General features: G+C 61.4%; 29 protein-coding genes. 14 read left to right on the forward strand and 15 right to left on the reverse strand.

The annotated features are described in order from the left end of the window. The first annotated feature begins 51 nt into the window (after positions 1–51). Complete coding sequence (gene tsaD / locus KQ940_RS19350; protein ID WP_217415606.1) at positions 52–1,080, forward strand: tRNA (adenosine(37)-N6)-threonylcarbamoyltransferase complex transferase subunit TsaD; 1,029 nt, start codon at positions 52–54, stop codon at positions 1,078–1,080. A 3-nt stretch (positions 1,081–1,083) separates the two neighbouring features. Here the strand turns inward: tsaD and plsY are convergent, their stop codons facing one another. Next, positions 1,084–1,674, reverse strand: a complete 591-nt coding sequence (gene plsY / locus KQ940_RS19355) for a glycerol-3-phosphate 1-O-acyltransferase PlsY (protein ID WP_217415608.1) — start codon at positions 1,672–1,674, stop codon at positions 1,084–1,086. Between the two features lie 26 nt (positions 1,675–1,700). Between plsY and folB the strand changes: the two genes are divergently transcribed. Together folB and folK are read left to right on the forward strand one after the other, a co-directional pair. Further along, a complete protein-coding gene (gene folB / locus KQ940_RS19360; protein WP_217415609.1) occupies positions 1,701–2,057 on the forward strand; it encodes a dihydroneopterin aldolase in 357 nt (118 codons plus the stop codon). After that, positions 2,057–2,596 carry a 2-amino-4-hydroxy-6-hydroxymethyldihydropteridine diphosphokinase gene (gene folK / locus KQ940_RS19365; protein WP_217415611.1) on the forward strand — a complete coding sequence of 180 codons (540 nt, stop codon included), beginning with the start codon at positions 2,057–2,059 and terminating at the stop codon, positions 2,594–2,596. The genes folB and folK overlap by 1 nt, the downstream gene beginning before the upstream one ends. Positions 2,597–2,613: 17 nt before the next feature. Here the strand turns inward: folK and KQ940_RS19370 are convergent, their stop codons facing one another. The 3 genes from KQ940_RS19370 to KQ940_RS19380 are packed head-to-tail and all read right to left on the reverse strand — an operon-like array spanning position 2,614 to position 4,946. Next, on the reverse strand, positions 2,614–3,741 hold the full coding sequence (locus KQ940_RS19370) for a tRNA nucleotidyltransferase/poly(A) polymerase-related protein (protein WP_217415612.1): 1,128 nt from the start codon (positions 3,739–3,741) through the stop codon (positions 2,614–2,616). Between the two features lie 10 nt (positions 3,742–3,751). Beyond that, positions 3,752–4,069, reverse strand: coding sequence for a thiosulfate sulfurtransferase GlpE (gene glpE / locus KQ940_RS19375; RefSeq protein WP_217415614.1), 318 nt, complete (start codon positions 4,067–4,069; stop codon positions 3,752–3,754). Between the two features lie 52 nt (positions 4,070–4,121). Next, on the reverse strand, positions 4,122–4,946 hold the full coding sequence (locus KQ940_RS19380) for a symmetrical bis(5'-nucleosyl)-tetraphosphatase (RefSeq protein WP_217415617.1): 825 nt from the start codon (positions 4,944–4,946) through the stop codon (positions 4,122–4,124). Positions 4,947–5,042: 96 nt separating this feature from the next. Here KQ940_RS19380 and KQ940_RS19385 point away from each other — a divergent pair, with 96 nt between their 5' ends. Continuing rightward, positions 5,043–5,558 carry a DNA-deoxyinosine glycosylase gene (locus KQ940_RS19385; RefSeq protein WP_217415618.1) on the forward strand — a complete coding sequence of 172 codons (516 nt, stop codon included), beginning with the start codon at positions 5,043–5,045 and terminating at the stop codon, positions 5,556–5,558. Between the two features lie 283 nt (positions 5,559–5,841). After that, positions 5,842–7,428 (forward strand): methyl-accepting chemotaxis protein, encoded by a 1,587-nt coding sequence (locus tag KQ940_RS23120; RefSeq protein ID WP_343222695.1) that lies wholly within the window; start codon positions 5,842–5,844, stop codon positions 7,426–7,428. 15 nt (positions 7,429–7,443) lie between these two features. Here KQ940_RS23120 and hyi read toward each other — a convergent pair whose 3' ends face one another. Next, positions 7,444–8,229, reverse strand: coding sequence for a hydroxypyruvate isomerase (gene hyi, locus KQ940_RS19395; RefSeq protein WP_217415621.1), 786 nt, complete (start codon positions 8,227–8,229; stop codon positions 7,444–7,446). Between the two features lie 152 nt (positions 8,230–8,381). On the opposite strand from hyi, the gene KQ940_RS19400 reads away from it, so the two are divergent. The 6 genes from KQ940_RS19400 to KQ940_RS19425 all read left to right on the forward strand — a co-directional run bounded on the left by KQ940_RS19400 (position 8,382) and on the right by KQ940_RS19425 (position 14,603). Next, positions 8,382–9,524 carry a glycerate kinase family protein gene (locus KQ940_RS19400; RefSeq protein WP_217415623.1) on the forward strand — a complete coding sequence of 381 codons (1,143 nt, stop codon included), beginning with the start codon at positions 8,382–8,384 and terminating at the stop codon, positions 9,522–9,524. Positions 9,525–9,596: 72 nt separating this feature from the next. Next, the gene (locus KQ940_RS19405) at positions 9,597–10,178 is read left to right on the forward strand and encodes a DUF2889 domain-containing protein (protein ID WP_217415625.1); all 582 of its coding nucleotides are present in this window, start codon (positions 9,597–9,599) and stop codon (positions 10,176–10,178) included. Between the two features lie 87 nt (positions 10,179–10,265). Further along, positions 10,266–10,673, forward strand: coding sequence for a ketosteroid isomerase-related protein (locus KQ940_RS19410; protein WP_217415628.1), 408 nt, complete (start codon positions 10,266–10,268; stop codon positions 10,671–10,673). Between the two features lie 9 nt (positions 10,674–10,682). Beyond that, on the forward strand, positions 10,683–11,276 hold the full coding sequence (locus tag KQ940_RS19415) for a GNAT family N-acetyltransferase (RefSeq protein WP_217415631.1): 594 nt from the start codon (positions 10,683–10,685) through the stop codon (positions 11,274–11,276). After that, positions 11,273–12,142 (forward strand): carbon-nitrogen hydrolase family protein, encoded by an 870-nt coding sequence (locus KQ940_RS19420; protein ID WP_217415632.1) that lies wholly within the window; start codon positions 11,273–11,275, stop codon positions 12,140–12,142. Before KQ940_RS19415 ends, KQ940_RS19420 begins: the two co-directional genes overlap by 4 nt. Positions 12,143–12,446: 304 nt before the next feature. Next, on the forward strand, positions 12,447–14,603 hold the full coding sequence (locus KQ940_RS19425) for a methyl-accepting chemotaxis protein (RefSeq protein ID WP_217415634.1): 2,157 nt from the start codon (positions 12,447–12,449) through the stop codon (positions 14,601–14,603). 11 nt (positions 14,604–14,614) lie between these two features. Here the strand turns inward: KQ940_RS19425 and KQ940_RS19430 are convergent, their stop codons facing one another. Then, a complete protein-coding gene (locus tag KQ940_RS19430) occupies positions 14,615–15,388 on the reverse strand; it encodes an ABC transporter ATP-binding protein (RefSeq protein ID WP_217415636.1) in 774 nt (257 codons plus the stop codon). 244 nt (positions 15,389–15,632) lie between these two features. On the opposite strand from KQ940_RS19430, the gene KQ940_RS19435 reads away from it, so the two are divergent. Next, complete coding sequence (locus KQ940_RS19435) at positions 15,633–16,997, forward strand: multicopper oxidase family protein (RefSeq protein WP_217415637.1); 1,365 nt, start codon at positions 15,633–15,635, stop codon at positions 16,995–16,997. An 18-nt stretch (positions 16,998–17,015) separates the two neighbouring features. Here KQ940_RS19435 and folM read toward each other — a convergent pair whose 3' ends face one another. From folM to KQ940_RS23255, 5 genes are all read right to left on the reverse strand, one after another. After that, positions 17,016–17,735 (reverse strand): dihydromonapterin reductase, encoded by a 720-nt coding sequence (gene folM / locus KQ940_RS19440; RefSeq protein ID WP_217415639.1) that lies wholly within the window; start codon positions 17,733–17,735, stop codon positions 17,016–17,018. Beyond that, on the reverse strand, positions 17,728–18,813 hold the full coding sequence (locus KQ940_RS19445; RefSeq protein ID WP_217415641.1) for a CYTH domain-containing protein: 1,086 nt from the start codon (positions 18,811–18,813) through the stop codon (positions 17,728–17,730). The genes folM and KQ940_RS19445 overlap by 8 nt, the downstream gene beginning before the upstream one ends. Positions 18,814–18,828: 15 nt before the next feature. Then, on the reverse strand, positions 18,829–19,203 hold the full coding sequence (gene folX, locus KQ940_RS19450) for a dihydroneopterin triphosphate 2'-epimerase (RefSeq protein WP_217415643.1): 375 nt from the start codon (positions 19,201–19,203) through the stop codon (positions 18,829–18,831). A 185-nt stretch (positions 19,204–19,388) separates the two neighbouring features. Beyond that, positions 19,389–19,604, reverse strand: a complete 216-nt coding sequence (locus KQ940_RS19455) for a hypothetical protein (RefSeq protein WP_217415645.1) — start codon at positions 19,602–19,604, stop codon at positions 19,389–19,391. Positions 19,605–19,643: 39 nt separating this feature from the next. Beyond that, the gene (locus KQ940_RS23255) at positions 19,644–19,826 is read right to left on the reverse strand and encodes a ribbon-helix-helix domain-containing protein (RefSeq protein WP_217415647.1); all 183 of its coding nucleotides are present in this window, start codon (positions 19,824–19,826) and stop codon (positions 19,644–19,646) included. A gap of 111 nt (positions 19,827–19,937) precedes the next feature. Here KQ940_RS23255 and KQ940_RS19465 point away from each other — a divergent pair, with 111 nt between their 5' ends. Further along, positions 19,938–20,273, forward strand: coding sequence for a helix-turn-helix domain-containing protein (locus KQ940_RS19465; RefSeq protein WP_217415649.1), 336 nt, complete (start codon positions 19,938–19,940; stop codon positions 20,271–20,273). Between the two features lie 246 nt (positions 20,274–20,519). On the opposite strand, the gene hpaD is transcribed toward KQ940_RS19465, so the two are convergent. Together hpaD and KQ940_RS19475 are read right to left on the reverse strand one after the other, a co-directional pair. Then, positions 20,520–21,446 (reverse strand): 3,4-dihydroxyphenylacetate 2,3-dioxygenase, encoded by a 927-nt coding sequence (hpaD, locus tag KQ940_RS19470; RefSeq protein ID WP_217415651.1) that lies wholly within the window; start codon positions 21,444–21,446, stop codon positions 20,520–20,522. A 36-nt stretch (positions 21,447–21,482) separates the two neighbouring features. Beyond that, a complete protein-coding gene (locus tag KQ940_RS19475; protein ID WP_217415653.1) occupies positions 21,483–22,421 on the reverse strand; it encodes a p-hydroxyphenylacetate 3-hydroxylase reductase component in 939 nt (312 codons plus the stop codon). Here KQ940_RS19475 and KQ940_RS19480 point away from each other — a divergent pair. Then, a complete protein-coding gene (locus tag KQ940_RS19480; protein ID WP_217415655.1) occupies positions 22,420–22,575 on the forward strand; it encodes a hypothetical protein in 156 nt (51 codons plus the stop codon). The genes KQ940_RS19475 and KQ940_RS19480 overlap by 2 nt on opposite strands. Here the strand turns inward: KQ940_RS19480 and KQ940_RS19485 are convergent. Continuing rightward, a complete protein-coding gene (locus KQ940_RS19485) occupies positions 22,572–23,738 on the reverse strand; it encodes a p-hydroxyphenylacetate 3-hydroxylase oxygenase component (RefSeq protein ID WP_217415657.1) in 1,167 nt (388 codons plus the stop codon). The two genes, KQ940_RS19480 and KQ940_RS19485, sit on opposite strands and share 4 nt — an antisense overlap. A gap of 253 nt (positions 23,739–23,991) precedes the next feature. After that, positions 23,992–25,314, reverse strand: a complete 1,323-nt coding sequence (locus KQ940_RS19490) for a hypothetical protein (RefSeq protein ID WP_217415660.1) — start codon at positions 25,312–25,314, stop codon at positions 23,992–23,994. Between the last annotated feature and the right edge of the window lie 124 nt (positions 25,315–25,438).

The following is a 25,438-nucleotide window of genomic DNA, read 5'->3' on the forward strand; positions in this document are numbered from 1 at the left end:
ATGGGATAATCCGCACCTCTGTAAAGTTGAGACCACGAAAGGCCAGAAAAGATGCGTGTACTGGGTATAGAGACCTCCTGCGATGAAACCGGCGTAGCACTGTACGACAGCGAACAGGGGCTGCTGGCCGATGCGCTCTACTCGCAGGTCGAGATGCATGCCGAGTACGGCGGTGTGGTGCCGGAGCTGGCTTCGCGTGATCATGTGCGCAAGCTGATTCCGCTGATCCGCGAGGTGATGGCGGAGGCCGGTCTGACCCTGTCTGATATCGATGCCATCGCCTATACCGCAGGACCCGGCCTGATCGGCGCACTGATGGTGGGGGCCTCGACCGGTCGGGCGCTGGCGTTGGCGTTGGGTATCCCGGCGATCGCCGTGCACCATATGGAGGGGCACCTGCTGGCGCCGATGCTGGAGGAGACGCCGCCTGCGTTTCCGTTCGTGGCGCTGCTGGTCTCCGGCGGCCACACCCAGCTGGTCCAGGTTGAGGGGATCGGCCGCTACAGCCTGCTCGGCGAGTCGCTCGACGATGCCGCCGGCGAGGCGTTCGACAAGGCGGCCAAGATGCTGGGGCTGGATTATCCCGGAGGCCCGCTGATCGCCAAGTTGGCACAGCAGGGGGACCGCAGCCGATTCACCTTCCCGCGGCCGATGACCGACCGTCCGGGCCTCGACTTCAGCTTCTCCGGACTGAAAACCTTCACCCTGAACACGGTCAATGATCAGCGCGATGAGCAGGGCAATATCGATCCGCAGACGTTGGCCGATATCGCGGCCGCCTTCGAGGAGGCGGTGGTGGATACGCTGGCGATCAAGTGTCGTCGTGCCATCCAGCAGACCGGATATCGGCAATTGGTGATTGCCGGTGGGGTCAGTGCCAATGCGCGGTTGCGCGAAAAGCTGGCGGCGGCATTGCAGAAGGAGCGGGCGAAACTATTCTATGCCCGGCCCAAATTCTGTACCGACAACGGTGCGATGATCGCCTATGCCGGTTGCCAGCGCCTGCTCGCGGGGCAGCAGAGCGATCTGACCATTCTCGCGCGTCCGCGCTGGCCGATGGATACCCTGCCGGCGATCTGAGACTTATAGCTTAGGTTCGTCGTGGTGCAGCAGGTTGCGGATATTGCGCGCATGGCGGGCCACCAGCAGCAGGGCGATCAGCGTCAGGATGCCGACCAGTTCCGGCAGCAGCAGCCAGGCATAGAGGGGGGTCAGCAGAGCCGTAATCAGTGAGGCGACGGAGGAGATACGGGTCAGCGCGAACAGTGTGATCCAGCTCAGGGCCTGGCACAGTGCCAATATCGGACTGAGCACCAGGCTGACGCCCAGCGTGGTCGAGACCCCCTTGCCGCCCTGGGCAACGCCGTGGATCGGGTAGAGGTGCCCCAGCACAGCGGCCAGCGCACAGAGGCCCAGAGCGGATCCTGCAAGCCCGGCCAGATAGGCAAGTGCGACGGCGACTGCACCCTTGCCGATATCGCCGAGGAGGGTCAGTGCCGCCGCGGTTTTATTGCCGATGCGCAGCACATTGGTGGCGCCCGGGTTGCCAGAGCCTTGTTGACGAGGGTCTGCTATGCCCATAGAGTTGCACACCAACACAGCGGTCGGGATGGAACCGAGCAGATAGGCCAGCCCGATCATCAGCGCGCCGATCGATGTCAGGTTTCCCGGCATTCCTCACAGATCTCCAGGTTAGTCCAATGGATAGAGTGTACATACGTGGCTTAGAGGTGGAAACGATCATCGGTATTTATGACTGGGAGCGGGTAACGCCTCAGCTTTTGGTGATCGACCTCGAGATGGCTTGGGATATATCCGAAGCGGCGCGCAGCGAAGATATCGAGGCGGCGCTGAACTACAAAAGCGTATCCGACCGGGTGATCGAGCATGTGCAGGCCAACCACTGCCTGCTGATCGAAACCCTGGCCGAGCAGCTGGCGGCACTGGTGATGAGTGAGTTCTCCGTGCCCTGGCTCTGTCTGGAGCTGAACAAGCCCGGTGCCGTACCGGCCGCCCGTACCGTCGGTGTGCGCATCGAGCGAGGCACGCTGGCCTGATGACAGCCGTACTCCTGGGCCTGGGCTCCAATCTCAACCGCCACGCCAATATCCGCGCCGCGCTGGATGCGCTGCAGGAGCACTTTGGGCCGTTGCGGGTGTCCCGGGTGTTTGAGAGTGAGGCGGTGGGTGTGCGCGCCGAAAACTATTTCAATCTGGTGGTCGCGCTGAACAGCCCGCTGCCGTTAAGGGCACTGTCCGCCTGGCTCAAGTCGCTGGAGGACAGTGTCGGTCGTGAGCGTGGCCAGCGCCGCTGCGAGCAGCCGCTGGATATCGATATTCTCTGCTTCGGTGACAGCGTCGGCTTTTTTGACGGTATCCAGATCCCCCGCGCCGAGATCCTGAAAAACGCCTTCGTGCTGAGGCCGCTGGCCGAGCTGGTGCCGGATTGGCTTCACCCGGAGGAGCAAACCTGCTTTGCCGACCTCTGGCGAGCCTACAGTTCGGAGCAGAAGCTGTGGCCGGTCGCCTTTGAGTGGGAGGGTCGCTCCATATCCTCAGCGGATGCCGATGACCCCTGTCAGGCGTCGGGCGACTGATTCCCGGCCCCCGGCCGCTAGTCCGGCGTAGAGAGTCCGGCGCAGATCGCCAACTGGCGTCTTTCCAGCTCCTCCCCCAGCGCCTTGCCGCTGAACCCTTCCGTCATCAACTGCCGTGGCGACAGTGTATGCAGCTGTTGCAGCAGTGGCTCCAGCAAGGGGGCGACGATTTCCAACTCTGGATGCAAGGCTTGGACACAGGGGCCCAGCTGGGTCAGCCGTTCGGGACGGCGCAACAGATCCAGCTGTTTGATCAGCTGCAGTTGATGACCGGAATCGAGTGATTCGAAGTGTGACAGGGCCAGGTGCCAGCGCCGCAGCTGCAGCGCCAGGTCGCGATAGCGGTTAGGCGCCTTGATTCGTCGGCACATTGCATCGATGCGCTCGAGCGCATCGGTGTCTGTTTCAGCTTGCGTGGCGATCGTCATCAGCAGGGCGAACTGCTGCTCGGCAGTGCAGTGGGCAGCGGACAAAGCCGCCGCGCGCTGCGCGGCATCGGTGGTGTCCAGCCCACACAGCTCGGCCAGCAGCTGGTCGCAGGCGCCAACGGCGTTCAGCACCTCGATGAAGGTCAGCGGTGATCGGGTCGCCAGCGCGCGTTCGAACTCCTGCCAGACCCGCTCCGCGGTCAGGTGGGACAGCTCATCGCCGGCGCTCAGTTCGCGCATCAGTTCCAGGGTCTCGGGCGCGATATGAAAGCCCTGGTCGGCAAAGCGGGCGGCGAAACGAGCCACGCGCAGCACGCGCAACGGGTCTTCGCTGAAGGCGGGGGAGACATGGCGCAAAATGCGCAGCTGCAGATCCTGCCGGCCGCCATAGGGGTCGATCAGTGTGCCTTCACTGTCTTCGGCGATGGCGTTGATGGTCAGGTCGCGTCGGCACAGATCCTCTTCCAGCGTTACCTCGGGGCTGGCGTAGAACTCGAACCCGGTGTAGCCCTTGCCCGACTTGCGTTCGGTACGCGCCAGGGCGTACTCCTCGCCGCTGTCGGGGTGGAGGAAGACAGGAAAATCCTTACCCACCTGCTTGAAGCCGGCATCCAGCATCTGCTCGGGCGTCGCGCCAACCACGACCCAGTCCCGGTCCTTGACCTTGAGGCCGAGCAGCCGGTCACGCACGGCTCCGCCCACCAGATAGATCTTCACCGGTTGGGGCTCAGCGCTCGCAGCGGTCGGGGAAGGCGGCGCGCCAGGCTTCGAAACCGCCATCCAGGCTGTACACCTCCTCGAACCCCTGCTGGACCAGGAAGCCGGCGGCGGACTGGCTGCTGATGCCGTGGTAGCAGCAGACGATCAGCGGCTTTTCCATATCGGCCTCGGCCATAAAGTCATGCAGGTTGTCGTTGCTGAGGTTCAGTGCGTCCTTGATATGCAGGCCGAAGTAGCTCTGCGCATCACGGATGTCGACGATGGCGGCGCCCTGATCGATCAGATCGGCAGCCTCCTGGGAAGATATGCAGCGGTATTGATCCATGGTCGGCGTCCTATCGGTTAGGGGTTAAGGGTTAGGGTTTAAGGGGTAAGTGTCATGGGTTGAAATCGAGATGGCCGGCACAGCCGCAACTGAACAGCTCGCCATCCTCCAGGCGCACGGCGGTCAGCTTGTTGCCCCAGACACAGCCGGTGTCCAGCGCAATCACCTCCTCCCGGCCGGTGCTGCCCAGTGCGGCCCAGTGACCGAACAGCTGGGTGCGATTGAGCTTCCGCTCCCGTGGCAGAGCATACCAGGGGAAGTAGCCCTCGGGTTGGGTATCGAGTCCGCCGTTGGCGCTGAACTCCAGTTTGCCCGAAGGGGTGAGGAAACGCATCCGGGTGAAGTAGTTGGTGATCAGGCGCAGCCGCTCCCAGCCCTTGAGCTTGTCTTTCCAGCTGTCGGGCTGGTTGCCATACATATGGCGGAAATATTCGTTGGCCAGCGTACTGCGCAGCACCTGTTCCACCTCATGCGCCAGGCTCTTGGCCTGTTTCAGCGACCAGTGCGGCGGTATGCCGGCGTGGGTCATGACATAACCCAGCGCCTTGTCGTCCACCAGCAGCGGCTGCTGCTGCAGCCAATGCATCAGCTCGTCGCGATCCTCCGCCTCGAGCACCGGGGTCAGGGTATCCTTGCGCTTGCCGCTGGCGGTGCCGTGGTGGATCGCCAGCAGATGCAGGTCGTGGTTGCCCAGGACGCAACGAGCACGGGGGCCCAGCTGCTTGACGAAGCGCAGCACCTCCAGGGACTTTGGGCCGCGGTTGACCAGGTCGCCGGCGATCCACAGCCGGTCCTTGTCGCCGAAGCCGATCTTGTCGAGCAGACCGATGAACTCGTCGTAACACCCCTGAATGTCGCCTACCGCGTATGTCGCCATCTGTTGTCGCTGAATCCTGTCGAAAGGGCAATATGATAGCCTATCCCGTCCGGCGTCACAGCGTCGGAATACCAAGGATCTGTTGGAGTGTGGTTGATGTCGGAAGCGGTTTCATTTTTGCCCCAGTGGCGGGAGGATGCGCGAGTGCTGATCCTGGGCTCCATGCCCGGCACCGCATCCTTGAATGCGCAGCAGTATTATGCTCATCCGCGCAACGCCTTCTGGCCGATCATGGCGCAGTTGTGTGGCTTCCCCGCCGAGCTGCCCTATGAGCAGCGCGTTGCCGCGCTCAACGCGTCCGGCGTTGCGCTTTGGGATGTGATCGGTCGCTGTTTTCGGCCCGGCAGTCTGGACAGCAGCATACACGGAGACTCCATCGAACCGAATGATCTGGCCGAGCTGATCGAGCGTTTGCCGCAACTGCGTCTAATTGGCTGCAACGGTGCGACAGCTTACAAGTTGCTCTGCAAGCAGTGGCCCGAGTTGATCAGCGCGCTACAGGGGCGTGTTGAGATCCTGCGTTTGCCCTCCACCAGTCCGGCCCATGCGTCGCTGTCCCGCGAGCAAAAACTGCAGCAGTGGCGTGTGATCGAAGCCTATCTGGGCGCTTGAACCCGTTTCGCTGCCTCTATCTTGGAGGTGAACCCGTTTTGGTGCGGGCTGTTGAGCCGGCCGCGTCAAAAAGATGCAGTTTACCTCCAGCAAATGAATGGTCTGTCGTGGCGCGGGCTTGATCAGTGTCAGGATATACAGACAAGCTCTTGAAAGCGTTGGGAGTTCAATAGATTAACCCTTAGGATGGCCCTGTTGTTGCAATATCCTTATTAAGACAGGGGTGATTTTTGTCGCCTTTCCGACAACCTAAGTGATCTGAAGCAGTAGCAGGTTCTTCACCGTGAAAACGAATCTACCCGTTACCCAAATAGAGGATGATTACTCCGCTTCGTCAAATATTCTCTCGACGACGGACCTCAGGGGATCCATCACCTACGTCAACGAGGATTTTGTCAGAATCAGCGGATTTGCTCAGCAAGAGCTGCTTGGCAGTAATCACAACATGGTTCGCCACCCAGATATGCCGTCGGCGGCGTTCAGGGACCTCTGGACCCGGGTCAGGAACGGTCATTCGTGGATGGGGGTGGTCAAAAATCGCTGTAAGAACGGCAACCACTACTGGGTTGACGCCTATGTCACGCCGATCGAGCGCAACGGTCGCATTGAGGAGTATCAGTCGGTGCGGCGCAAGCCGGAGCGCCAGGTGGTCGCACGGGCGGAAAAGCTTTATACGAAGCTGAATGCGGGCCAGGTGCCCGCCAGTCTGCGCGGGGTGCGCCTCGCCTTCGGTTCACGTCTGCTCCTGTGTGCGCTGCTGCCGCTGCTGCTGGGTGCTCTGGCGGCCTTTGTCATGGGCGCCGAGACTCAACTGCTGGCGATCTTTGCCGCGATCGCATTGACCTCGATGGCGGCAACCCTGTTGGCGCTGAAGCCGTTCAGGGCCCTGGTTGCACAGGCGCAGCGTGTGGTACACGACCCGGTGGCACAGTATGTCTACACCGGGCGCATGGATGAGCTGGGCCAGCTGCAGCTGGCGATGAAGATGCTGGAGTCGGAAACCGCCGGTCTGATCGGCCGTATCTCCGACTCATCGGGCTCGCTGACATTGGGGGCATCGGGTCTCAGTGCCGCGGTGGTGCAGTCGCGGGATGGAGTGCGCCAGCAGTTCTCCGAAACCGACCGGGTTGCAGCGGCGGTGGATCAGATGAGCTCCAGCATCCAGGAGGTTTCGGCCAGCGCCCAGAACAGCTCCGAGGCCGCCGGCAACAGTCTGCGGGCGGTGTCCAGCGGCAAGGCGGTGGTCGATGCCAGTGTGCTCTCGATCGGCGCCCTGAAGGAGGAGATCGCCCGTGCCGCGGAGGTGATCCAGGATGTGGCGGCAAGCAGTCGCAATATCTCCTCTATTCTCGACGTGATACGGGAGATCGCTGAGCAGACCAATCTGCTGGCGCTCAACGCCGCCATTGAGGCGGCCCGTGCCGGTGATGCCGGGCGCGGCTTTGCCGTGGTGGCCGATGAGGTGCGCTCACTGGCGACCCGGACTCAGACCTCAACCGAGGAGATCCGCGCCATGATCGAGCGGCTGCAGAGTGGCTCGGCCCGGGCTGTGGAAGCGATGGCGGAGGGGCGTCGACGGGCGGACCTATGTGCTGAACAGAGCGGCGAGACGGTGGCCTCGTTGGATCGGGTGCTGGAGTCGATCCGGCTGATCAGCGATATGAGTGCGCAGATTGCGGCAGCGGTCGAGCAGCAGAGCGCGGTGGCCGACGAGATCAACCGCAGCGTGTTCAGTATCCGCGATATGTCGGAGCAGAACCTGAGTGCGGTGGAGCAGAGTTCGGCGACCAGCCGCAACATGCTGTCGATTGCGACCAGCTTCGGTGAGCTGGCGCAGCAGTTCTGGTCCGCCCGCAACAGGCAGGCCTGAGCCGGGGCGGAGCGGTCAGCGTGTCAGGCTGAACCGCTCGATCCAGCCTAGACCGCTGAGGGTATCCGTAGCCGGCAGGTATTCGCAGCTGACCCAGCCGCGATAGCCGCTCTGTTCGATCAGCTCGAATAGGCCTGAATAGTCGATCTGCCCCGTGCCCGGCTCATGCCGTCCCGGGGCATCGGCGATCTGGATATGCCTGATCAGCTCCCGGTGCGCGCTCAGCATCCCGGCCGTATCCTCACCCATCATCTGCATATGGTAGATGTCGTACTGGATGCCCAGGTTGCTGGCGCCCACACGGTCGATAATTGCAGCGGCCTGGGCGGTGGAGTGGAGGAAGAAGCCCGGGATATCGACGGTGTTGATCGCCTCTATGACCAGTTCGATCCCTGCCGATGCCAGCTGTTCTGCCGCATAGCCCAGGTTGGCGACAAACACCGCCTGCGCCTGCTCCTCACTGACCCCTTCCGGTTGTATGCCCGCCAGGCAGTTGATCCGCGTGCAGCCCAGCACCTGAGCGTACTCGATCGCGCGCTCGACTCCCGTCCTGAACTCCTCGACCCGGTCCGGGTGGCAGGCGATACCGCGCTCCCCCTTGTCCCAGTCGCCCGCGGGCAGGTTGATCAACACCTGCTTCAGCCCGAGGTGCTGTAACGCCTGGGCTTGCTGTTCAGCCGGCCAGGCATAGGGAAACTGCGTTTCCACCGCCTGGAAGCCCGCATCGGCGGCAGCCGCAAAACGATCCAGAAAGGGGTGTTCGGTGAACAGAAGCGATAGGTTGGCGGCTAGCTGGATCATGGTGATGTCGGGTCTCTTGTTATGGTTCGGTGCGTCAATACAGGGTAGGGTGGAAGCGATTATGCAAGCCTTCGCGTTGCCAGGCCAACCCTCTGCTGATGGTGAGAGCGGGAGAGCGTCGTTGGGCCAGTCTGCTGGACAGGAGAGTATCGATGAAAGTAGTGATCGCGCCGGATTCATTCAAGGAGAGCCTCAGTGCGGAGCGGGTTGCACGGGCGCTGGCCGACGGCTGGCGCAGTGTGATGCCGGAGGCCGAGCTGGTCGAGCTGCCGCTGGCTGATGGCGGCGAGGGCACCACCCAGGCGCTGGTGGCGGCTACTGGCGGCGAAATGGTGCGCTGCAGGGCCACCGGCCCGTTGGGCGCGCCGGTAGAGGCAGTTTGGGGTCGCATCGATGCAACGAGAGCGGTGATCGAGTGTGCCGCGGCTTCCGGCCTGGATCTGGTGCCGCGCGATGCGCGTGACCCCTGGCGCGCCACGACGCGGGGCACCGGCGAGCTGATTTTGGCCGCGCTGGACTCAGGAGCCCGTCACATCATCGTCGGCCTTGGCGGCAGTGCAACCAATGACGGTGGGGCCGGCATGCTGCAGGCACTGGGTGTCAGCTTGCTCGATGCCCGGGGCGCGGCGATCGGCCCCGGCGCCGCGGGGCTGGCGCAGTTGGCGCATATCGATATCAGCACAATGGACCCACGGTTGGCCGAGGCCAGGTTTGAGGTCGCCTGTGATGTGGATAACCCGCTGACCGGAGCTGAGGGCGCGTCTGCCATCTTCGGTCCGCAAAAGGGCGCCGATGAGGTGCTGGTGGCGCGGATGGATGCAGCACTGAGCAATTATGCCGAGCTGATCCAGCGCTGCCTGGGCCTTTCGGTCGCGTCGATTCCGGGGGCCGGGGCCGCGGGAGGCTTGGGCGCCGCTTTCCTGGCTTTCCTCGATGCGGAGCTGAAACCGGGGATCGAGATCATCCTCGATGCGGTGGAGTTCGATTGGCATCTGCAGGGGGCGGATCTTCTGATCACTGGAGAGGGGCGGATCGATGGGCAGACCGCGCGCGGTAAAACGCCGGTGGGGGTGGCGCGTCGGGCGATGCGATGCCGAGTGCCCTGTGTCGCCTTGGGTGGCTCGGTACCGACCGAACTCGCGGTGCTCGATCGGCTTGCCCAGGAGGGGATTCGTGCCGTGTTCCCGATCCTGCCGGGAGTATCGACGCTGGAGGAGGCGCTGGCCGATGCCGAGCGCAACCTGGAGCTCAGCGGGCGTAATCTGGCGGCCTATTGGTGCTGCAGCCAGCCCTGAGGGCGTTGTATTTGGCCTGACTGTTAGGTATTAAACAGTTGTGGTGTTTGTATATGTTAGAGGATGTGTTGAATGAACGACGTGGTGACGCCGGTTAAACGTACCCCGCTGCACAAACGCAGTATCGACGTGCAGGGCTATCGCCGTGACGATGGCTTGTGGGAGGTCGAGGGCGTTCTTGCCGATACCAAAGGCTATGCGATCGATCTGCCCGACCGCGGCAGAATTCCGACCGGTGGCTTTCTGCATCATATGACGCTGACACTGACGGTCGATGACCAGCTGTGCATCGTTGATGCGCGCGCGGTGATGGCCGATACCCCCTATCAGGACTGCCCTATGGCAGCCCGGCAGTATGCCGCGCTGATCGGACTGAAGATCCGCTCCGGTTGGATGGAGGAGGCGAAGAGGGCGATCGGCAGGGTGACCGGTTGCACCCACTTGACGGAACTGCTGCCGGTGCTGGCCACCGCCGCTATCCAGACCATCCGTGGCTATCATCTGCAGAATACGCCAGGCTTCAACAGGTCGGACGAGGAGAAGGCGATGGTCATGGGTACCTGTTTTGGCTTTCGTGAGGGCGGTCGTGCGCAACGTCTGCTCTGGCCCGAATCCGAACCATTCGAGTCGGCGGGAGCGGAGTCATCCGACTAGAGAATGTCGCATTCAGACACGTACAGCCTATCGGCTTCATGCACTATCGTCGTTTAACTCCAAAACTCTGTCTGCCGGAGATCGACCATGAGCAGAGCTGCGACCGAAGCGCTGATTTTCGAGTATTACCGCACCTTCAACCAGGGCGATATGGACAGTTTCCTGAGCCTGCTGAGCAGTGATGTGGTGCATGATATCAACCAGGGTGAGCGCCAAATCGGCGTCGAGGCCTTTGCTGCATTCATGGACAAGATGAACCGCTGCTACCGGGAACAGCTGGCGGAGATCGTGATCATGAGCAGCCCGGACGGTAGCCGGGCCGCGGCCGAGTTCGTTGTGCATGGTGAATATATCGCCGACGATGAGGGGCTGCCGCCGGCGAAGGGGCAGACCTACCGTTTGCCCGCGGGGGCTTTCTTCGAGGTGCGCAACGGCCAGATCGCCCGCATCAGCAACTACTACAACCTCAATGACTGGATTGCGCAGGTTAGCTAAACTTTGCGCATGGATGAGATCAGCATACTGACCCTGCGCGGCGCTGAACTCGAGCCCTGGCTCGAGCATGTGGCGGCGCTGCGCATCCGGGTGTTTCGCGATTTTCCCTATCTGTACGACGGTTCTCTCGAGTATGAGGCGAACTATCTGCGCACCTACGTCGAGAGCGATTCCGCCGTCTGCGTGCTGGCGCTCGATGGCGAGCGGGTGGTCGGCGCCTCCACCGGGCTGGCGCTGAGCGATGAAACAGCCGAGTTCCGCCGACCATTCGAACAGGCCGGAATCGACACCGCCTCGATCTTTTACTGTGCCGAGTCGGTGCTGCTGCCGGAGTATCGGGGTAGCGGTGTTTACCGCCGCTTCTTCCGCGAACGGGAGCGCCAGGCGGAGCGGCTGGGCATGCGCATCTGCGTGTTCTGTGCGGTACAGCGCCCCGACGACCACCCGTTGCGGCCGGCTGACTACCAGCCGCTGGATCCGATATGGTGCCATTTCGGCTACGCTCCGCGTCCGGACCTGATCACCGGTTTCAACTGGAAAGACATTGACCGGGCTGAAGCGAGCGACAAACCTATGCAGTTCTACTTGAAGGCTTTGTCATGAGCAGACCCCTGACCCTGGCCGCGGCCCAGTATCCCATTGAGTTTATCGACAGCTGGGACAATTACCGGGCCAAGATCCAGGAGATGGTCGACTCCGCCCTGGGGCTTGGCGCTAACTTCCTGCTTTTCCCCGAGTATTTCAGCATGGAGCTGGCGTCGCTGTTCGCGCCCGCGGTGTATCGTTCGCTGTCGGCCCAGCTGGAGGCGCTGCAAAGCCTGCATGAGCCGTTTATCGAGCTGTTCAGCGAGCAGGCTCGTCGCCATCAGCTGCATATTCTGGCCGGCACCTTCCCGGTGCGCCAGAACGACGGCCGCTACCTGAACCGTGCCTGGCTGTTTCGTCCGGATGGTTCGCGCGATTACCAGGATAAACTGCAGATGACCCGCTTCGAGTCGGAGCAGTGGCTGATCAGCGCAGGACAGGAGATTCGGGTGCTGGATACCGAGTTCGGCAAGGTGGGCGTCTGCGTCTGCTACGACAGCGAATTCCCGATCATCGCTCGCACCCAGGTGGAGCGGGGCGCCGACCTGATTCTGGTACCCAGTTGTACCGACACCGAGGCGGGTTACAACCGAGTGCGTATCGGTTGCCAGGCAAGGGCGCTGGAGAACCAGTGCTTTGTCGCCCAGTCACCCACCATCGGCCGTGCCGACTGGTCCGAGGCGGTGGATATCAACAGCGGTCGTGCCGCGATCTACACCCCGGTGGATTACGGCTATCCCGACAACGGCGTGCTGGCGCAGGGCCGGGCTGACACGCCGGGCTGGGTGGTGGCCGAGCTGGATCTCGACACCTTGGCGAAGGTGCGCCGCGAAGGGCAGGTGTTCAACCATAGAGACTGGCCAGGCCAGTTTCGTTTTAGCTGATGCGCAGTACGCGCCGCTTGGATTCTGAGGATTACAGGGTCGCCTCCGGGGCTTTCCCTCTATTTTTGACTTTTTATACTCAAGCTGGCCCGAATTGTGCCTGTATATAACTTATATGCTGTGCTGTTATTCTCTATTGGTGTATTTTTGCGATAGATTCTACTGTGCCGTATCTTTTCGGTAGAGGATTTGTGCACAGATGTGGTTCATGCCCCGAACTGGATAGTGCACCAGTCTAGGGCTATAACCAGTCGAAGCGTCGCTCCCTCGGGACGCGCACTAATGAACGGAGTGCATTTTGGCGATGAAGTTGAATATAACGATAAAACAATCCCTGATTGCAGGCCTGATCATCAACATTCTTTCGCTGGTGTTGTTTGGTGCTATCGCACTGAAAGCGATCGGCACACTCAGCAGCAATCAGCGTGATTTGAGTTTGAGTGCGCTGTTCGAAACCCAGGGGCGGAATATCAGCCAGTCTGTGGGCAGTGTGTTGGCGCACAACAGCCGGATGCTGTCGGCGTCCTCCGCCGAGCAGTTGGAGCAGATCGGCAGCGAAGCCGATGTGTCCCAGTTCGAACAGGCCTTGGCCGAAGATAAAGAGATCATCGCCCAACTCGATCTGCCCAGTGCTCAAAAGGAGGCGTTGAGCGCGGATCTGGACACCCTGGCCGAGAGGTTCGAAGGATTCAGACGTCTGGGCGGTCTGCTCTACGAGCAGTCGCTGGCGATTCTGCGGCTGCAGCAGCGGATGCCGGAGCTGATCGGAGAGATCGATACGCAGACCGGTGCCAGCGTCGGCCAGATCGAGGGGCTGGCCAAGGATCTCGGTTTTTTGGTGACCCGCCATAGCCGCCAGTTTGAGCGTGAAGTCAGAGGGTTGCGAGACACCGGTAGCGAAGGGATAGACAGCCTGCGCGCCGGTTTCCGTGAGATCGTGTTCGGCAATCTGCCGAAAGCGCTGACGGTCAGCGAGCTGGTGCGCGTGGATATGGTCAAGCTGACGGCGCTGTCGCGCCGCATCATGCTGGTGAACGACCCTGCTGAGCTGGAGGCGCTGAAGACGGATCATCTGGCTCCGCTGAGCGAATCCCTTTCGACTAACCTCGAGCGTTTGGAGGCGTTGCTGCATGAGGATGAGAAACTGCAGCAGAAGGCGGTGGCATTGGCCGAGCAGTACAAGCTGACGCTGGCGACCCTGGTGGGCGATGAGCAGGCACTGTTTGAAATCAAAAGCCGTCAGCTGATCGACCAGGCGGCGCTGGTGGATCTTGAGGGTGTGCTGGCGCAGGCGATGGGCGGCGTGCTGCAGCAACTGGATCTGCTGTCCGAGAGGGCGCAGGCGATACGGGTACAGGTGGATAACTCCTCCACCGAGGTGGCCTCCGGTGCACGCAACATGATGCTGATCGGTGGCTTGATCATCGCCGCACTGATGCTGGCGGTTGGTATGCTGTTGCTGGCACGGATCATCGCCCCGCTGAATTTCATCTCCCAACGCATGGATGAGATTGCCAACGGCGATGGCGACCTTACCGCGCGGATCCAGATGCAGCGCAAGGATGAGATCGGTACCCTTGCCGCTAATTTCAACGCCTTTGTCGAACTGATTCAGCAGCTGGTGCATAAGACCTCCACCGCCAGCCGCCAGGTATCCAGCGCCACCGAGCAGACCGCCGCCAGAGCCGAACTGATGGCCAGCGAGGTCTATGAACAGAAGCACGAGATCGATACCGTGGTGGCCGCCGTGCATGAGATGGCGAAGAGCCTGGAGGAGGTGGCACACAATGTGGCCTCCACCTCCGACTCGGCCAACCATGTGGATGGTGTCGCCCATTCGGGACGACAGGAGGTGGATAACGTGATCGCCAGGATTCGCAACCTGGCCGAACATGTGGCCGGCGTGACGGAGGTGGTCGGTCGGCTGAACGATGACAGTCAGTCTATCGGGGCCGTGCTTGAGGTGATCCGGCAGATCTCCGAGCAGACCAATCTGCTGGCATTGAATGCCGCTATCGAGGCCGCCAGAGCCGGGGATGCCGGGCGCGGCTTTGCCGTCGTCGCCGATGAGGTGCGCAGTCTGGCACAGCAGACACACGACTCCACCGCCAACATCCAGCAGATTATCGAAAAGCTTCAGGCCAACGCGTCCGCTGCCAACGCGGCGATCAAGCGGGGCTATGAGGAGTCTCAGGTGGCGGTCAAGCAGGCCGATACGGCCGGCGCCGCGTTGTCACAGGTGGTCGAGTCGATCGCCAATATCCGCCTGATGGCCGAGCAGGTGGCGGCGGCCACCGAAGAGCAGTCAGCCGTGGCCAACGACATCAACCAGCATATGAGTTCGATCAGCAGCGTTTCGGACCGGGCCTCTGCGGAGGTGCGGGAGATGCGCGAAGAGTTTATCCAGCTGCAGTCCCAGGCCACTGAGCTTGGCTCGGTGGTCAGCGCATTCAAGATCTAGCGCCGACCGCCTCAACCGTGCCAGCAGCGGTACCAGCCGTCCTGAGTGCTAAGGCTCAGTTCGGTCTGGTACAGCTCGCACAGGCGTTCGGTGGTCAGAACCTCCTCTTTCTCCCCATCGGCCACCACCTGCCCCTGCTTGATCAGCACCACGCGGTCGATCTCCGGAATGATCTCATCCACATGGTGGGTGGCGATCAGCATGGTGCGGCCTTCGCCGCAGAAATTGCGCAGCAGGCTCAGCATGTTCAGGCTGGCACCCATGTCCAGGCCGTTGGAGGGCTCATCCAGAATCAGTGCCTCGGGCTCGTGGACCAGGGCGCGAGCGAGCAGCAGGCGCCGTTTCTGGCCGGTGGAGAGGCGCTGGAACATGGTGTTGCTGTAGTCGGTCATCCCCAGCTGCTCCATCAGCGCCTTGGCTCGTTCGATCTGAGTCTCGTTTGGACGCAGGTGATCGTGGCTGCCGACGGCACCGAAAAAACCGGAAACGATCACCTCCAGCGCCGTGGTGTAGGGGGTGTAGTCCTCCTGCAGGTCGTGGGAGACGAAGCCGATGCGGCTGCGCAGCTGCCAGAGGTTGACCCGCTCACTGCCATAGAGTTTGACATGGCTGCCCTCGCGCTCCACCGGGTAGAGCTCACGGCTGATCAGCTTCAGCAGGGTGCTTTTACCGGCGCCGTTGGGGCCGAGAATGGCGACCCGCTCGCCGGGCGCGATTCGCAGTGAAAAACCGTCGAAAACCCGGGTCTGCTGCTGAAAAACGGTGACATTCTGGATGTCGAGCATAGGCAACTCTGTCCATGTAAGCGGTATTACAGAAGTGGCGAGCATTGCATAGATCGGCGATGGCTGCCAGTACAGCAGGGGACCGTCCAGGCGCATGATCAGGTCCGCTTTCGCACTTTCGACCGATGTTATGTTGAGGTTCGATGAGACAGGTCAGGTTTTTAATATTGTATCGACGAAAATAATAATTATTATCATCAATGGAACTCGTTTTCCTCTTTGATGCTGTTGATGCTGTGAGCCTATGACGATCCTGAACCGACGACGCTTCCTCCAAACCGGCCTGGCCCTGGCCGCCGCCACCCAGATACCACGGCTGGTACTGGCCGACACCTCATCAGACGACTTGGACTACCAACTAATCGTCGAGCCCGCCGATATCGGTCTGATCGAGGGTACGAGTACCCCGGCCTGGTGCTTCAATGGCGGTTTCCCGGCACCGGTGATCCGGGCGCGGCAGAACAAGCCGGTGCGGATCGAGGTGGTCAACCGTCTGGCCGAACCGACCACAATCCACTGGCACGGCCTGCGCATCCGCAACGATATGGATGGCGTGCCCTTCCTGTGCCAGAAGCCGATCCAGCCGGGCGACACCTTCGTCTACGAGTTCACGCCGCCGGACGCCGGTACTTTCTGGTACCACCCGCACATGAACAGTATCGAACAGCTGGGCAAGGGACTGGTGGGGATCCTGATCGTCGATGAGGAGCAGGATCCCGGATTCGATCTGGATCTCGCGCTGGCGATGAAAAACTGGCACGTGACACCGGATGGCGCCTTCACGGTACTGAGCAAGCCGCGCGAAGCCGCCCGCATGGGTACGCCGGGGCGGCTGATGACGATCAACGGTGAGCAGAATCCGCACTACCAGGTTCCGGCCGGGGGCGCCGTGCGCCTGCGCTTTGCCAATGTGGACAACACCCTGACCTACGAGCTGAACTGCTCAGACCCCGAGGTACAGATCCTGGCGATCGACGGCAACCCGCTGGCCGAGCCCAGACCCCTGGCGGGGTACCTGATCGGCCCCGGCATGCGTCTGGATCTGGGATTGATGGCGCCTGAGTCGCTCGGTGAGCAGGTACATTTTACGCACCGGGATAAGCCGCTGCTGAGTCTGATCAGTGCTGAGGGGGATGCCAGGGCACAGCGGTTGCCGCGCCTGCCGATGAACCCGATACCCCCGCCCGATCTGGACAACGCCGAGACGCTGAGCTTCGCCTTCGAGTGGGATGCGTCGATCAACCCGGTCAATGAAAACGGCGAGATGCACCCGGTGTTCTGGACCATCAACCGGGTGGCCTGGCAGGGGATGAGCGACGGGCATATTCCACCACCTTTAGCACGGCTGGAGCGGGGCAAGACCTATATCTTCAGTCTGGAGAACGCCACCCAGTACCACCACCCGATCCATCTGCATGGCCATACCTTTACGATTCTGGATTCGGACAGTCGTCAGATCGACTCCTACCAGAGCGATACCGCGCTGCTGGGCAAGTATGAGCGGATCCGGGTCGCCTTCGTCGCCGACAATCCGGGGCGCTGGATGTACCACTGCCACGTAGTGGACCACATGAAGACCGGGCTGATGGGCTACGTCGAGGTTGTCTGAGGCTTCCGAGGTGAGGCCTCAGCGCAGGTTGCGCCCACCGTTCAGCTCCAGGCAGCTGCCGGTGACATAGGGGTTGTCGAGCAGGTAGCGCACCGCCTGGTAGACCACCTCGGGTCCCGGTTCTATCCCCAGTGCGGACTTGGCCAGCGCCTTGGCGCGATAGGCCGCATCGTCGTCCTCGTTGAACAGGATCAGCGAGGGCGCGATGCTGTTGACCTTGATCTGCGGTGCCAGTGCGGCGGCAAAGGACAGGGTCAGACTCTCCAGCCCGGCCTTGGTGGCGGCATAGGCGATATGGCGTGCCCCACGCTGAGCTACGTAATCGGTCATATGGATGATATCGGCGGGCTGATCCGGCACGAACCAGCGGCGGGCAGCCTGGTTGAGCAGATAGGGCGCCTGCATATGCACGGCAAACATCTGCTGGAACGCCTCGCCGCACGTGTCGTCCGCCATCCAGGCGGAGGCGTTGTGGATCAGTGCGCGCAGGCGGATCTGCCGGGCATCGAGCCGGTCGATCAGTGCTTGCACCCCGGCCACTGTCGAGAAGTCGGCCTCGATCACCTCTATCCCTGGCAGAGGGGCTGACAGCCACTGTGGCCGCAGATGACGGCAGGTGATCATTACCCGGTAGCCATCCTCCACCAGACGTTGGGCGCAGTGCAGCCCAAGACGCTGAGCGCCACCGGTGATCAGCACGCAGGGGGCGCTGTCGGCGGTGGTTAGGGGATCAGTCATGAGCACCCTCCCGGATCGTCTCTATCAGTGTGGCTTCCGACGGGTTGCACGGTTGGGTGCCGTCCAGCCAGCTGTGGCCAGCGTCGCTCTGCTGTACCGGCTGGAGTTGTGCCTGGGCCAGGCTCAGTATCAGCCATCCCCAGTGAGGATCGCTTTCCAACACTGCATGCCATGTGCGGCTATCCTCGTTGTTAACAGACTCCAGCCTGTGGATAAGGTTTGCTGTAACCTCCCTCAGTATGGGCGAGAACAACTCAAGGCTGGACTGCAGCCCGATCAGCGCGGAGAGTTGCTCCAGTGTGTGCAATAGCCCCTGGATGGCTAAGCCGTCGTCCAGATAGAGCCGCTCGCTCCAACATACCGCACGGGCGGTCAGCCGTTCGGCCACCGCCAGCATCAGTTGCCTGGCCGGTTGGTTCAGGGACCAGCCACTCAGCGGCGACAGTCTCGGTATCCGGCTGGGATCGATCAGCCGGTAGCCGCGCTCCGCCTTGGCACTATCCCAGGGCTGCAGCGGCAGGGTTTCCGCCAGGCTCAGGGCGAAATCGAGCAGCGCCTGTTGCGGCCCGCAGCGAAGTTCCAGCTCCAGCTCCGATAGCGGTGCATGTCTGTCGCGGGCGATCACCTCACCACGATCCACCGCCAGTTCGATCTCCACCTCCTCGCCCTGGTACTGCCAGCACAGGATCGCCTTGGTGCGGGTGAAGTCGGTTCTGAACAGCGGTTGCAGCCGGTCAAGCTCGAGCTCCTGCATTACTCTTGGCAGCTCGGACGCTCGCAGCAGGTCCAGTGCCAGGGCTTCGCGCTGCAGATACCAGTCCCATTCGTTGCGTACCGACAGCCCGGCGACGCTGTCGCCGCGCCCCTTCAGGGTCTGGATCACCTGGTCACCATCGCGACGCAGACGCAACGCCAGAGCGGCACGGTCCAGCGCCAGATCCTCGGTGTCGTAGTACTGGTTGAACAGCTCGAGGCGGCTCCAGCCGCCTCTCAAGCGCTCGCTGACCAGCGGATGCGCGGTGATCCGCTCGGCCAGCTCAGGGGTGATACGCAGTTTGATCTCGGTTTCGACCAGCACCAGAGGGGCTCCGTGTCAGTCGCGTTGATCGCACAGGGTGATGGAGACCGAGTCGGCAAAGCGCAGCGCATGCGGCTTGTCGATCTCGACCTGGGCGTGACACACCTTGGGATCGCGCATGACAATCTCCAGCACCTCGCTGACCAGCTTCTCCAGCAGCAGGAAGTGGCCGTTTTCCACGTGGCTGATGATCGCCTTGTTGATGGTGCGGTAGTTCAGCGCATGGTCGATATCGTTATGCTCGATGGCGGGATCGACGCGGTAGTGCATCAATACGTTGATGATCACGTCCTGCTGCTTCTGCTTCTCCTCATCGTTGATACCGATGAAGGTGCGCAAGCGCAGATTCTTGATCCTGATCGTCGCCTGTCCTGGCTCAGCTAGATTCATGTCACCTGTCCTGTCAACTGCGTAGGCTGGGGGCAGCGGGAGTTTGGATACTGCGGTAGATGGCTGATCCCCGGGCCGCACTCGGTTACTTAATGCAAGGCAACATCATACACATCTGGCGTATTCGGATAACTACTTTGTTGTCCCCGGCTCGATCTGTGAACGAGCGTATCGCTGATCCGGATTCAGGCTTGGGTACCGGCGGCCTCGGCGATATCGTTCACGACCCTCTCCAGCAGGTCGATAGTTTTTACCATCTGGTAGGGCTGGAATTGAGTCGCGCCCTCGATGGTACCGATAAAGCTGAACAGTAGGGCGGAATGGTGGTTTGGATCCAGCTGATGAAGCTGTGTCGCGATTCTGTCGAGCCGCTGTTGCAGAGTTTGGGTCGTGTCTTCCATTTCAATGACTCACTCTATCGGTGCGTATGCACAAGGAGGCTATGTTGAGGGTGTGGCGTCACGTGCCTGTAAGGCTTCGTGAATGAGTCGTGCACCCATTGCTGAGATCGAGCGCCCTTCACGGGCGGCGAGAGCTTCGAGGCGGGCGAAGTCATGCGGAGGTAGGACTGCCTGGAGTCGCGGTTTCCTTTTCCGCCCGGCTATGGTGTTGCGGGTATCCATCGCCTAGAATCCTGCTCGGTGAGTAACAGTGAGTAACTATTAGTAATGACCGGTTATTCGTCATGTTAATTCAATTTTTGTTGTCCTGTAAATACAAAAGTATTCGAATTGTTGAATATCGGTGATCGTATCAAAGAGGAACGGGTTCGTCTGGGACTTAACCAGTTCGAATTCGGCAAACTCGCCGGCGTCTCGAAAACCACCCAGTTCAATTACGAAAAGGGTGACCGTCAGCCCGATGCTGCCTATCTGGCGGCGGTCGCGGCCATCGGTGTGGACGTGATGTATGTGATTACCGGTACCCGACGGGTCGATCCCGAGCTGTCGCCGGAAGAGATCCAGCTGTTGAGTTGCTACCGAGATTTGGGGCCGGAGCAGCGGGCGAGCATCAGCCAGGTCAGCGAAACGATGGCGGCGATCTACAAGGCGAACGCCCGCGGGAAGTAGGAGCGCAGCGCGCCTGCTCTCTTCGATATTCCAAACCAGACGATCGCTAATGTCGACCAGACGATCGCTTATGTCGAAAAGTCGCTTGTATCCGAATTCGCACTTTTCGGCTTGATATAGATGAAGTGCAGGTCCCTCGATTTAGGCCGGGAGGCTAGACAAAAAACGGCCCGCAACGCGGGCCGACCAAGGAGCCAAACAACACACAACGAAGGCGGCTGGATGCAAGTCGATCCAGCCAGGGGATTAAACGCGGCTGGCGCCCGGTGCGAAACCGCTCTCGACCGAGGCCTGGGGGCCGGGTACGGCGCTGCCGTCCTGCGGGGTGACCGGGAACACGCAGTTGATCTGGCCGGTGCCGGAGCTGCCGAAGTAGGGGGTCAGGATCTCCGCCTGGCCCTGGTAGTCGGACCAGCCCAGGGCGCCGAGCATCATCGCGGTATCGTGCATGAAACCCTCGCCATGACCCTTGACCGCATACTCCGGCAGCATCTCGCAGAAGGTTTTCCAGTCACCGCGCTGCCACATCTCGACCACCTCTTTGTCCAGGGTCTCGAGGAACGGGCTCCAGACCTTGGTGGCATACTCCGGTGCCAGACCGTTCTGGGCGAAGCGGTGGGACAGGGAGCCGCTGGCGAAGAACGCCACGGTGCCGTCGTAGTGCTTTTCGATCGCCTCGCGCATGGCCCAACCCAGGCGGGCGGAGTCGTTCAGGTAGTGCACGGTGCACATGGCCGAGACCGAGATCACCTTGAAGTGACGGTCCTGGTTCATGTAGCGCATCGGCACCAGGGTGCCGTACTCGGGATCCAGCGAGGTGGCATCGTGGGCCAGGGTTTCCACGCCCTGCAGGTTGCACTCCTCGGTGAGGATGCGGCCCAGCTCCGGGTTGCCGTCGTACTCGAACGTCATGTTGGAGATGAAGTGGGGCAGCTCGTTGCTGGTGTAGTTGCCGGCCCAGTGCGGTGCGCAGTTGATGTGGTAGCCGGCGTTGACCAGCCAGTGGGTATCGAACACGACGATGGTGTCGACGCCGAGTTCGCGGCAGCGCTTGCCGATCTCGATATGGCCGTCGATGGCGGCCTGGCGGAACCCCTTCTGCGGCCCGTCCAGTTCGGACAGGTACATGGAGGGTACGTGGGTGATTTTCGCGACGAGGGCCAGTTTACCCATTGTCTATACCTCTTATGCTCGTTCTGCTTGCGCCGATCAGCTTTTGGCCAGGGTGGTCACCACCTTACGGAACGCCGCCAGCTCGTCGTCGCTGAACTGGCTGAACATCTTCTCCTGCTCCTCGGCGGCGATGTTCCACAACGTGTCGGCCTGGTCGATGCCGCGGGCGGTGATCCGGTAGCGATCTTCAGTCACGGCGACCAGCTCCTTGCGCTGCAGGATCTCGGCGGCGGCTTCGATCTCGCTGCGTGGCATATTGACCTCTTTCATCAGGTCGTCGATGGAGAGCTTGCGATCCTGCTCCAGTACCATCAGCATGCGCGCTTCACTGGTGCGCAGACCGGTGGATAGCTGCAGTGGCTGGTAGTCCTTCTGATAGGCACGCACCGCCTGGGTCATCAGGTAGTACAGGTTGTTGCTCAGGCGTCCCTCCAGCGCTTTGATGGTGCTGTTGTCTTCACCCTGCTTCTCGGGGAAGCGTGAGTGCGGCAGTGCCACCGAGTAGGCGCCCTGATGGTAGAGCAGCGGTGAGCGGCCGATATCGTCGAAGGCGACAACCTTGCCGATCAGGATCCAGTGATCGCCACCCTCGACGGTCTCGTACTTTTCGCACTGGAATATGGCGGAGCAGTCCGGCAGAATCGGTGCGCCACCGAGACCTGCTTTGTAGTCGATACCGGCGAACTTGTCCTCGCTCGGACGGGCGAAGTGGTTGGAGACGTTGATCTGGTCGGCGGCGAGGATGTTGACCGCGAAATGGCTCGCTTCCTCGAAGATCTTGCAGCTGCCGGAGCGCTTGTCGATGCTCCACAGAATCAGCGGCGGATCGAGGGAGACAGAGTTGAAGCTGTTGGCGGTGACGCCGGTCTTTTCACCGCTCGGTGTGGTGGCGGTAATCACGGTGATGCCGGTGGCAAAGTTGCCCAGGGCGCGGCGAAACGCCTTGGCATCGAATTCGGTAACCTGAGTAGACATGAAGGCTGCTCCTGAGTGTTGGGTCGGGCGGGACGGGGCCGGTGAACTGGCCAGCGCAAACGTCGCTGCCCTTGGGATGTTCTTCTATCCGGAAAAGTTGTCGCGACGCCAGCCGGATGCGTGCGGCACCCGGTTGGCGTGGATGGTGGATTAGAGCAGGGTCGGGTCCGGTTCCAGGCCCAGCAGTTCGCGACCGATGATCTGGGCACAGACATCGTAATCGGTGTAGGCGTGAGCCGCGGTCATGTTGGACTCGCGCCACAGACGCTGGCCTTCACGGTCCTCGTACCAGTTGGAGGCGCCCATTACCGACCACAGACGGTTGACCGCTTCGACACACATCTTGATGGCGTAGGCCTGGTTGGTACGCCAGTGCGCCAGGGTGTAACGGTCCGGGTATTCGTGACGCTCACCGTACTCCTTGTGCTCCTGCCAGGTTTTCTCCAGGTAGGCGCGGGCGGCGCTGACCTGCTGATAGGATTCGGCGATACGCAGCATCGGCGGTACGGAGCCGTCCACCTTGGCACCGGTGTAGGCGCGGACGCGGTTCTTGGTCAGGTCCTTGTACACCTCGATCATGCGCTCGGCCACGCCCAGGCTCATCGCGGCGAAACCGCAGGCGAAGTAGGGGCGGTAGGGGGTGTGGAAGATCTTGGAATCCGGGTAGAGCGGACGGCCCACGTGACGGCCCTCCATCATATCCTTGGCCGCCTGGATGCGGTGTTCGGGTACGAACACGCCTTCGATACGGGCGGTCTTGGTGCCGGAGCCCTGCATGGCGACGGAGAACCAGTCATCGATGATGGTGAATTCGCGCTTCGGAATCACCGCAAAGCTGTATACCTTCTCGTCGTTCACCAGGCGGTTCAGACCGACGATGATCCAGTCGGCGTGGTCGACACCGGAGCTCCACTTCATGTCGCCGGTAAAGATGATGCCGCCTTCGGTCTCTTCATATTTGCCGAACGGCGCGATGGAGCTGGAGGCGACGGCATCCGGGTTTTCGCCCCAGAACTCGTCCTGTGCCTGTTTGCTGAACATCGCCATCTGATGGTTGTGGGTGCAGAGCAGGCTGTAGGCCCAGGCGGTCGAGCAACAGGCGCCGGCCAGCGCGGCGATGCAGTCGGTGAATTCGGGCAGGGAGATCTCGAAGCCGCCGTAGGCCTTGGGCAGGAAAGCACGGTTCAGCTGGATGCCGTGCAGCATCTCGATGTTTTCCTGCGGCACCATGCGCAGCTCTTCTGCCTTGCGGGCGTTGGCACGGATATCCGGCAGAATGGCTTGAAGTTTTTCCAACATCGGGTTGGCTGCTTTCATTGCAATAGTCTCTCTTATCGTTGTCGGACTGGCTAAGCCAGTCAGCTGAATAGGAACAACTGAACTCCCGTGGGATAGGAGAAGTATCGAGGCAAACGGCACAAGAAAAAATGTAAGAATCTCGTTAGTTATTGTACTTTTCTGTTTTGGGTCATCCCGACTCTCCGGCGTGACAGATCCATTGTTGTCTTTCCACAGTCCCGCGCCGTCCAGCCGGGTGTGCAGCGCCTTTTCGAGTGGCTGATTGGGCGGATCAGCGCACCCCGAACTGCGCCATCAGATAGATCAGCGCGACCGAGAGCACCAGCATCAGCAGCGTGTACAGGCTATTGTTGGCCAGTATTTCGCGAGTGCTGCAGCGAAACCGTGCCTGCAGGATGAAATTGAGCCCGCTGAAGATACTGCCGGACATGGACAGTGAGGTGCCGAGGATATAGGCGAGCGCCATCAGCGTCGGTGTCGTGGTGATCTCGGCGAAAAAGCCCATAAAGATCGCCACCAGCGCGAACTGATGGATCCCCAGGTAGGCGAACAGCACGATCGACAGCAGTACGAAGCTGGCGATATGGGCATCGGTTTGCTGGAATGGCAGGTCGACCAGGCCCAGCGCGATGCAGGCCTTGACCCCGGCGGCGAGCAGGCCCGCGGTCAGGAACAGGGCGATCTCACCGCGCGCGTCCGGCAATCTCTCGACCACATGCTTGGCCGCGCTGCGGCTGGCCGAGGTTAGGCCGCTTTTGAGCATCAGAATCGAGAACGGCACCAGCAGTGCCAGCAACGCGACCACGCCGATGGTGGGCAGCTCCGGTGCCAGCCAGGCGGTCAGCAGCACGGTGGAGATCAGCAGCGCCGGCAGCAACAGGGTCGAGCGCTTGATCGGGTAACCGGCGTAGCTGTCCAGCTCATCCGGATGCCGGTAGCGACATTCAACCAGCGTCAGCAGCAGCCCGGCGACCGCCAGAGCGATGGTGAACGGATACACCGCGTAGATATCGCTGCCTGGCACCTTGTCCAGCACCATCGGCAGGATGCTGAGGAAGGGGGACCAGAGCACCGCCAGGCTGAAGCCCCGGGCCAGAATGATCTGCGACAGCGCGGAGAGGCGCTGGTTGCGGTAGAGCTGCTCACCCACCATCAGCACCGACGAGAAGTTGGCTACCGAGGAGAAGAAGTGCATGCCGCCGAGAGTGGTCAGAAAGCTGCGCACGCCCTTGTGGTCCGGTGCCGGCTCGAGTCGGGACACCAAACGGATGAAGTTGACGGCGGCGAGCAGCATCGCCAGCTTGATATGCTCGCTGAGGATATCCAGGGCGGCGACCTGGCCGCCCTTGAACCAGGCCCAGCAGGAGAACAGTATTCCGGCGCCGCTGAGTATCAGGATCAGCCGTCGCTGTTTCCCGGTCAGGTTACGCAGCTCGAGCAGCACGAATCCCCAGGCCAGCACTGTGGCCAGATGGGTGGCCTCGAACAGCTGAAAGGTATCGGCTAGTGCCAGCAGCATGGCGGTGAAAATGAGTACACCGGAGCGTCTGGTGGTCAGGTCGGCCGCGGTGCTGAGCGTTCGTACAAGCATCATCGTTCCGTTCCGGATTGGTCAGGGGGGGCAACCGCTATTCGCATTCACAGGTGTTGCCGGAGAGGCGCTGTAGAGTGGTTTAAGGCGCCGAGGGCTGACCTTGGCAGCGGTTATCCGAATTTCA

The sequence above is a fragment of the Marinobacterium ramblicola genome, from assembly GCF_019084545.1.
Lineage (GTDB): Bacteria > Pseudomonadota > Gammaproteobacteria > Pseudomonadales > Balneatricaceae > Marinobacterium_D > Marinobacterium_D ramblicola.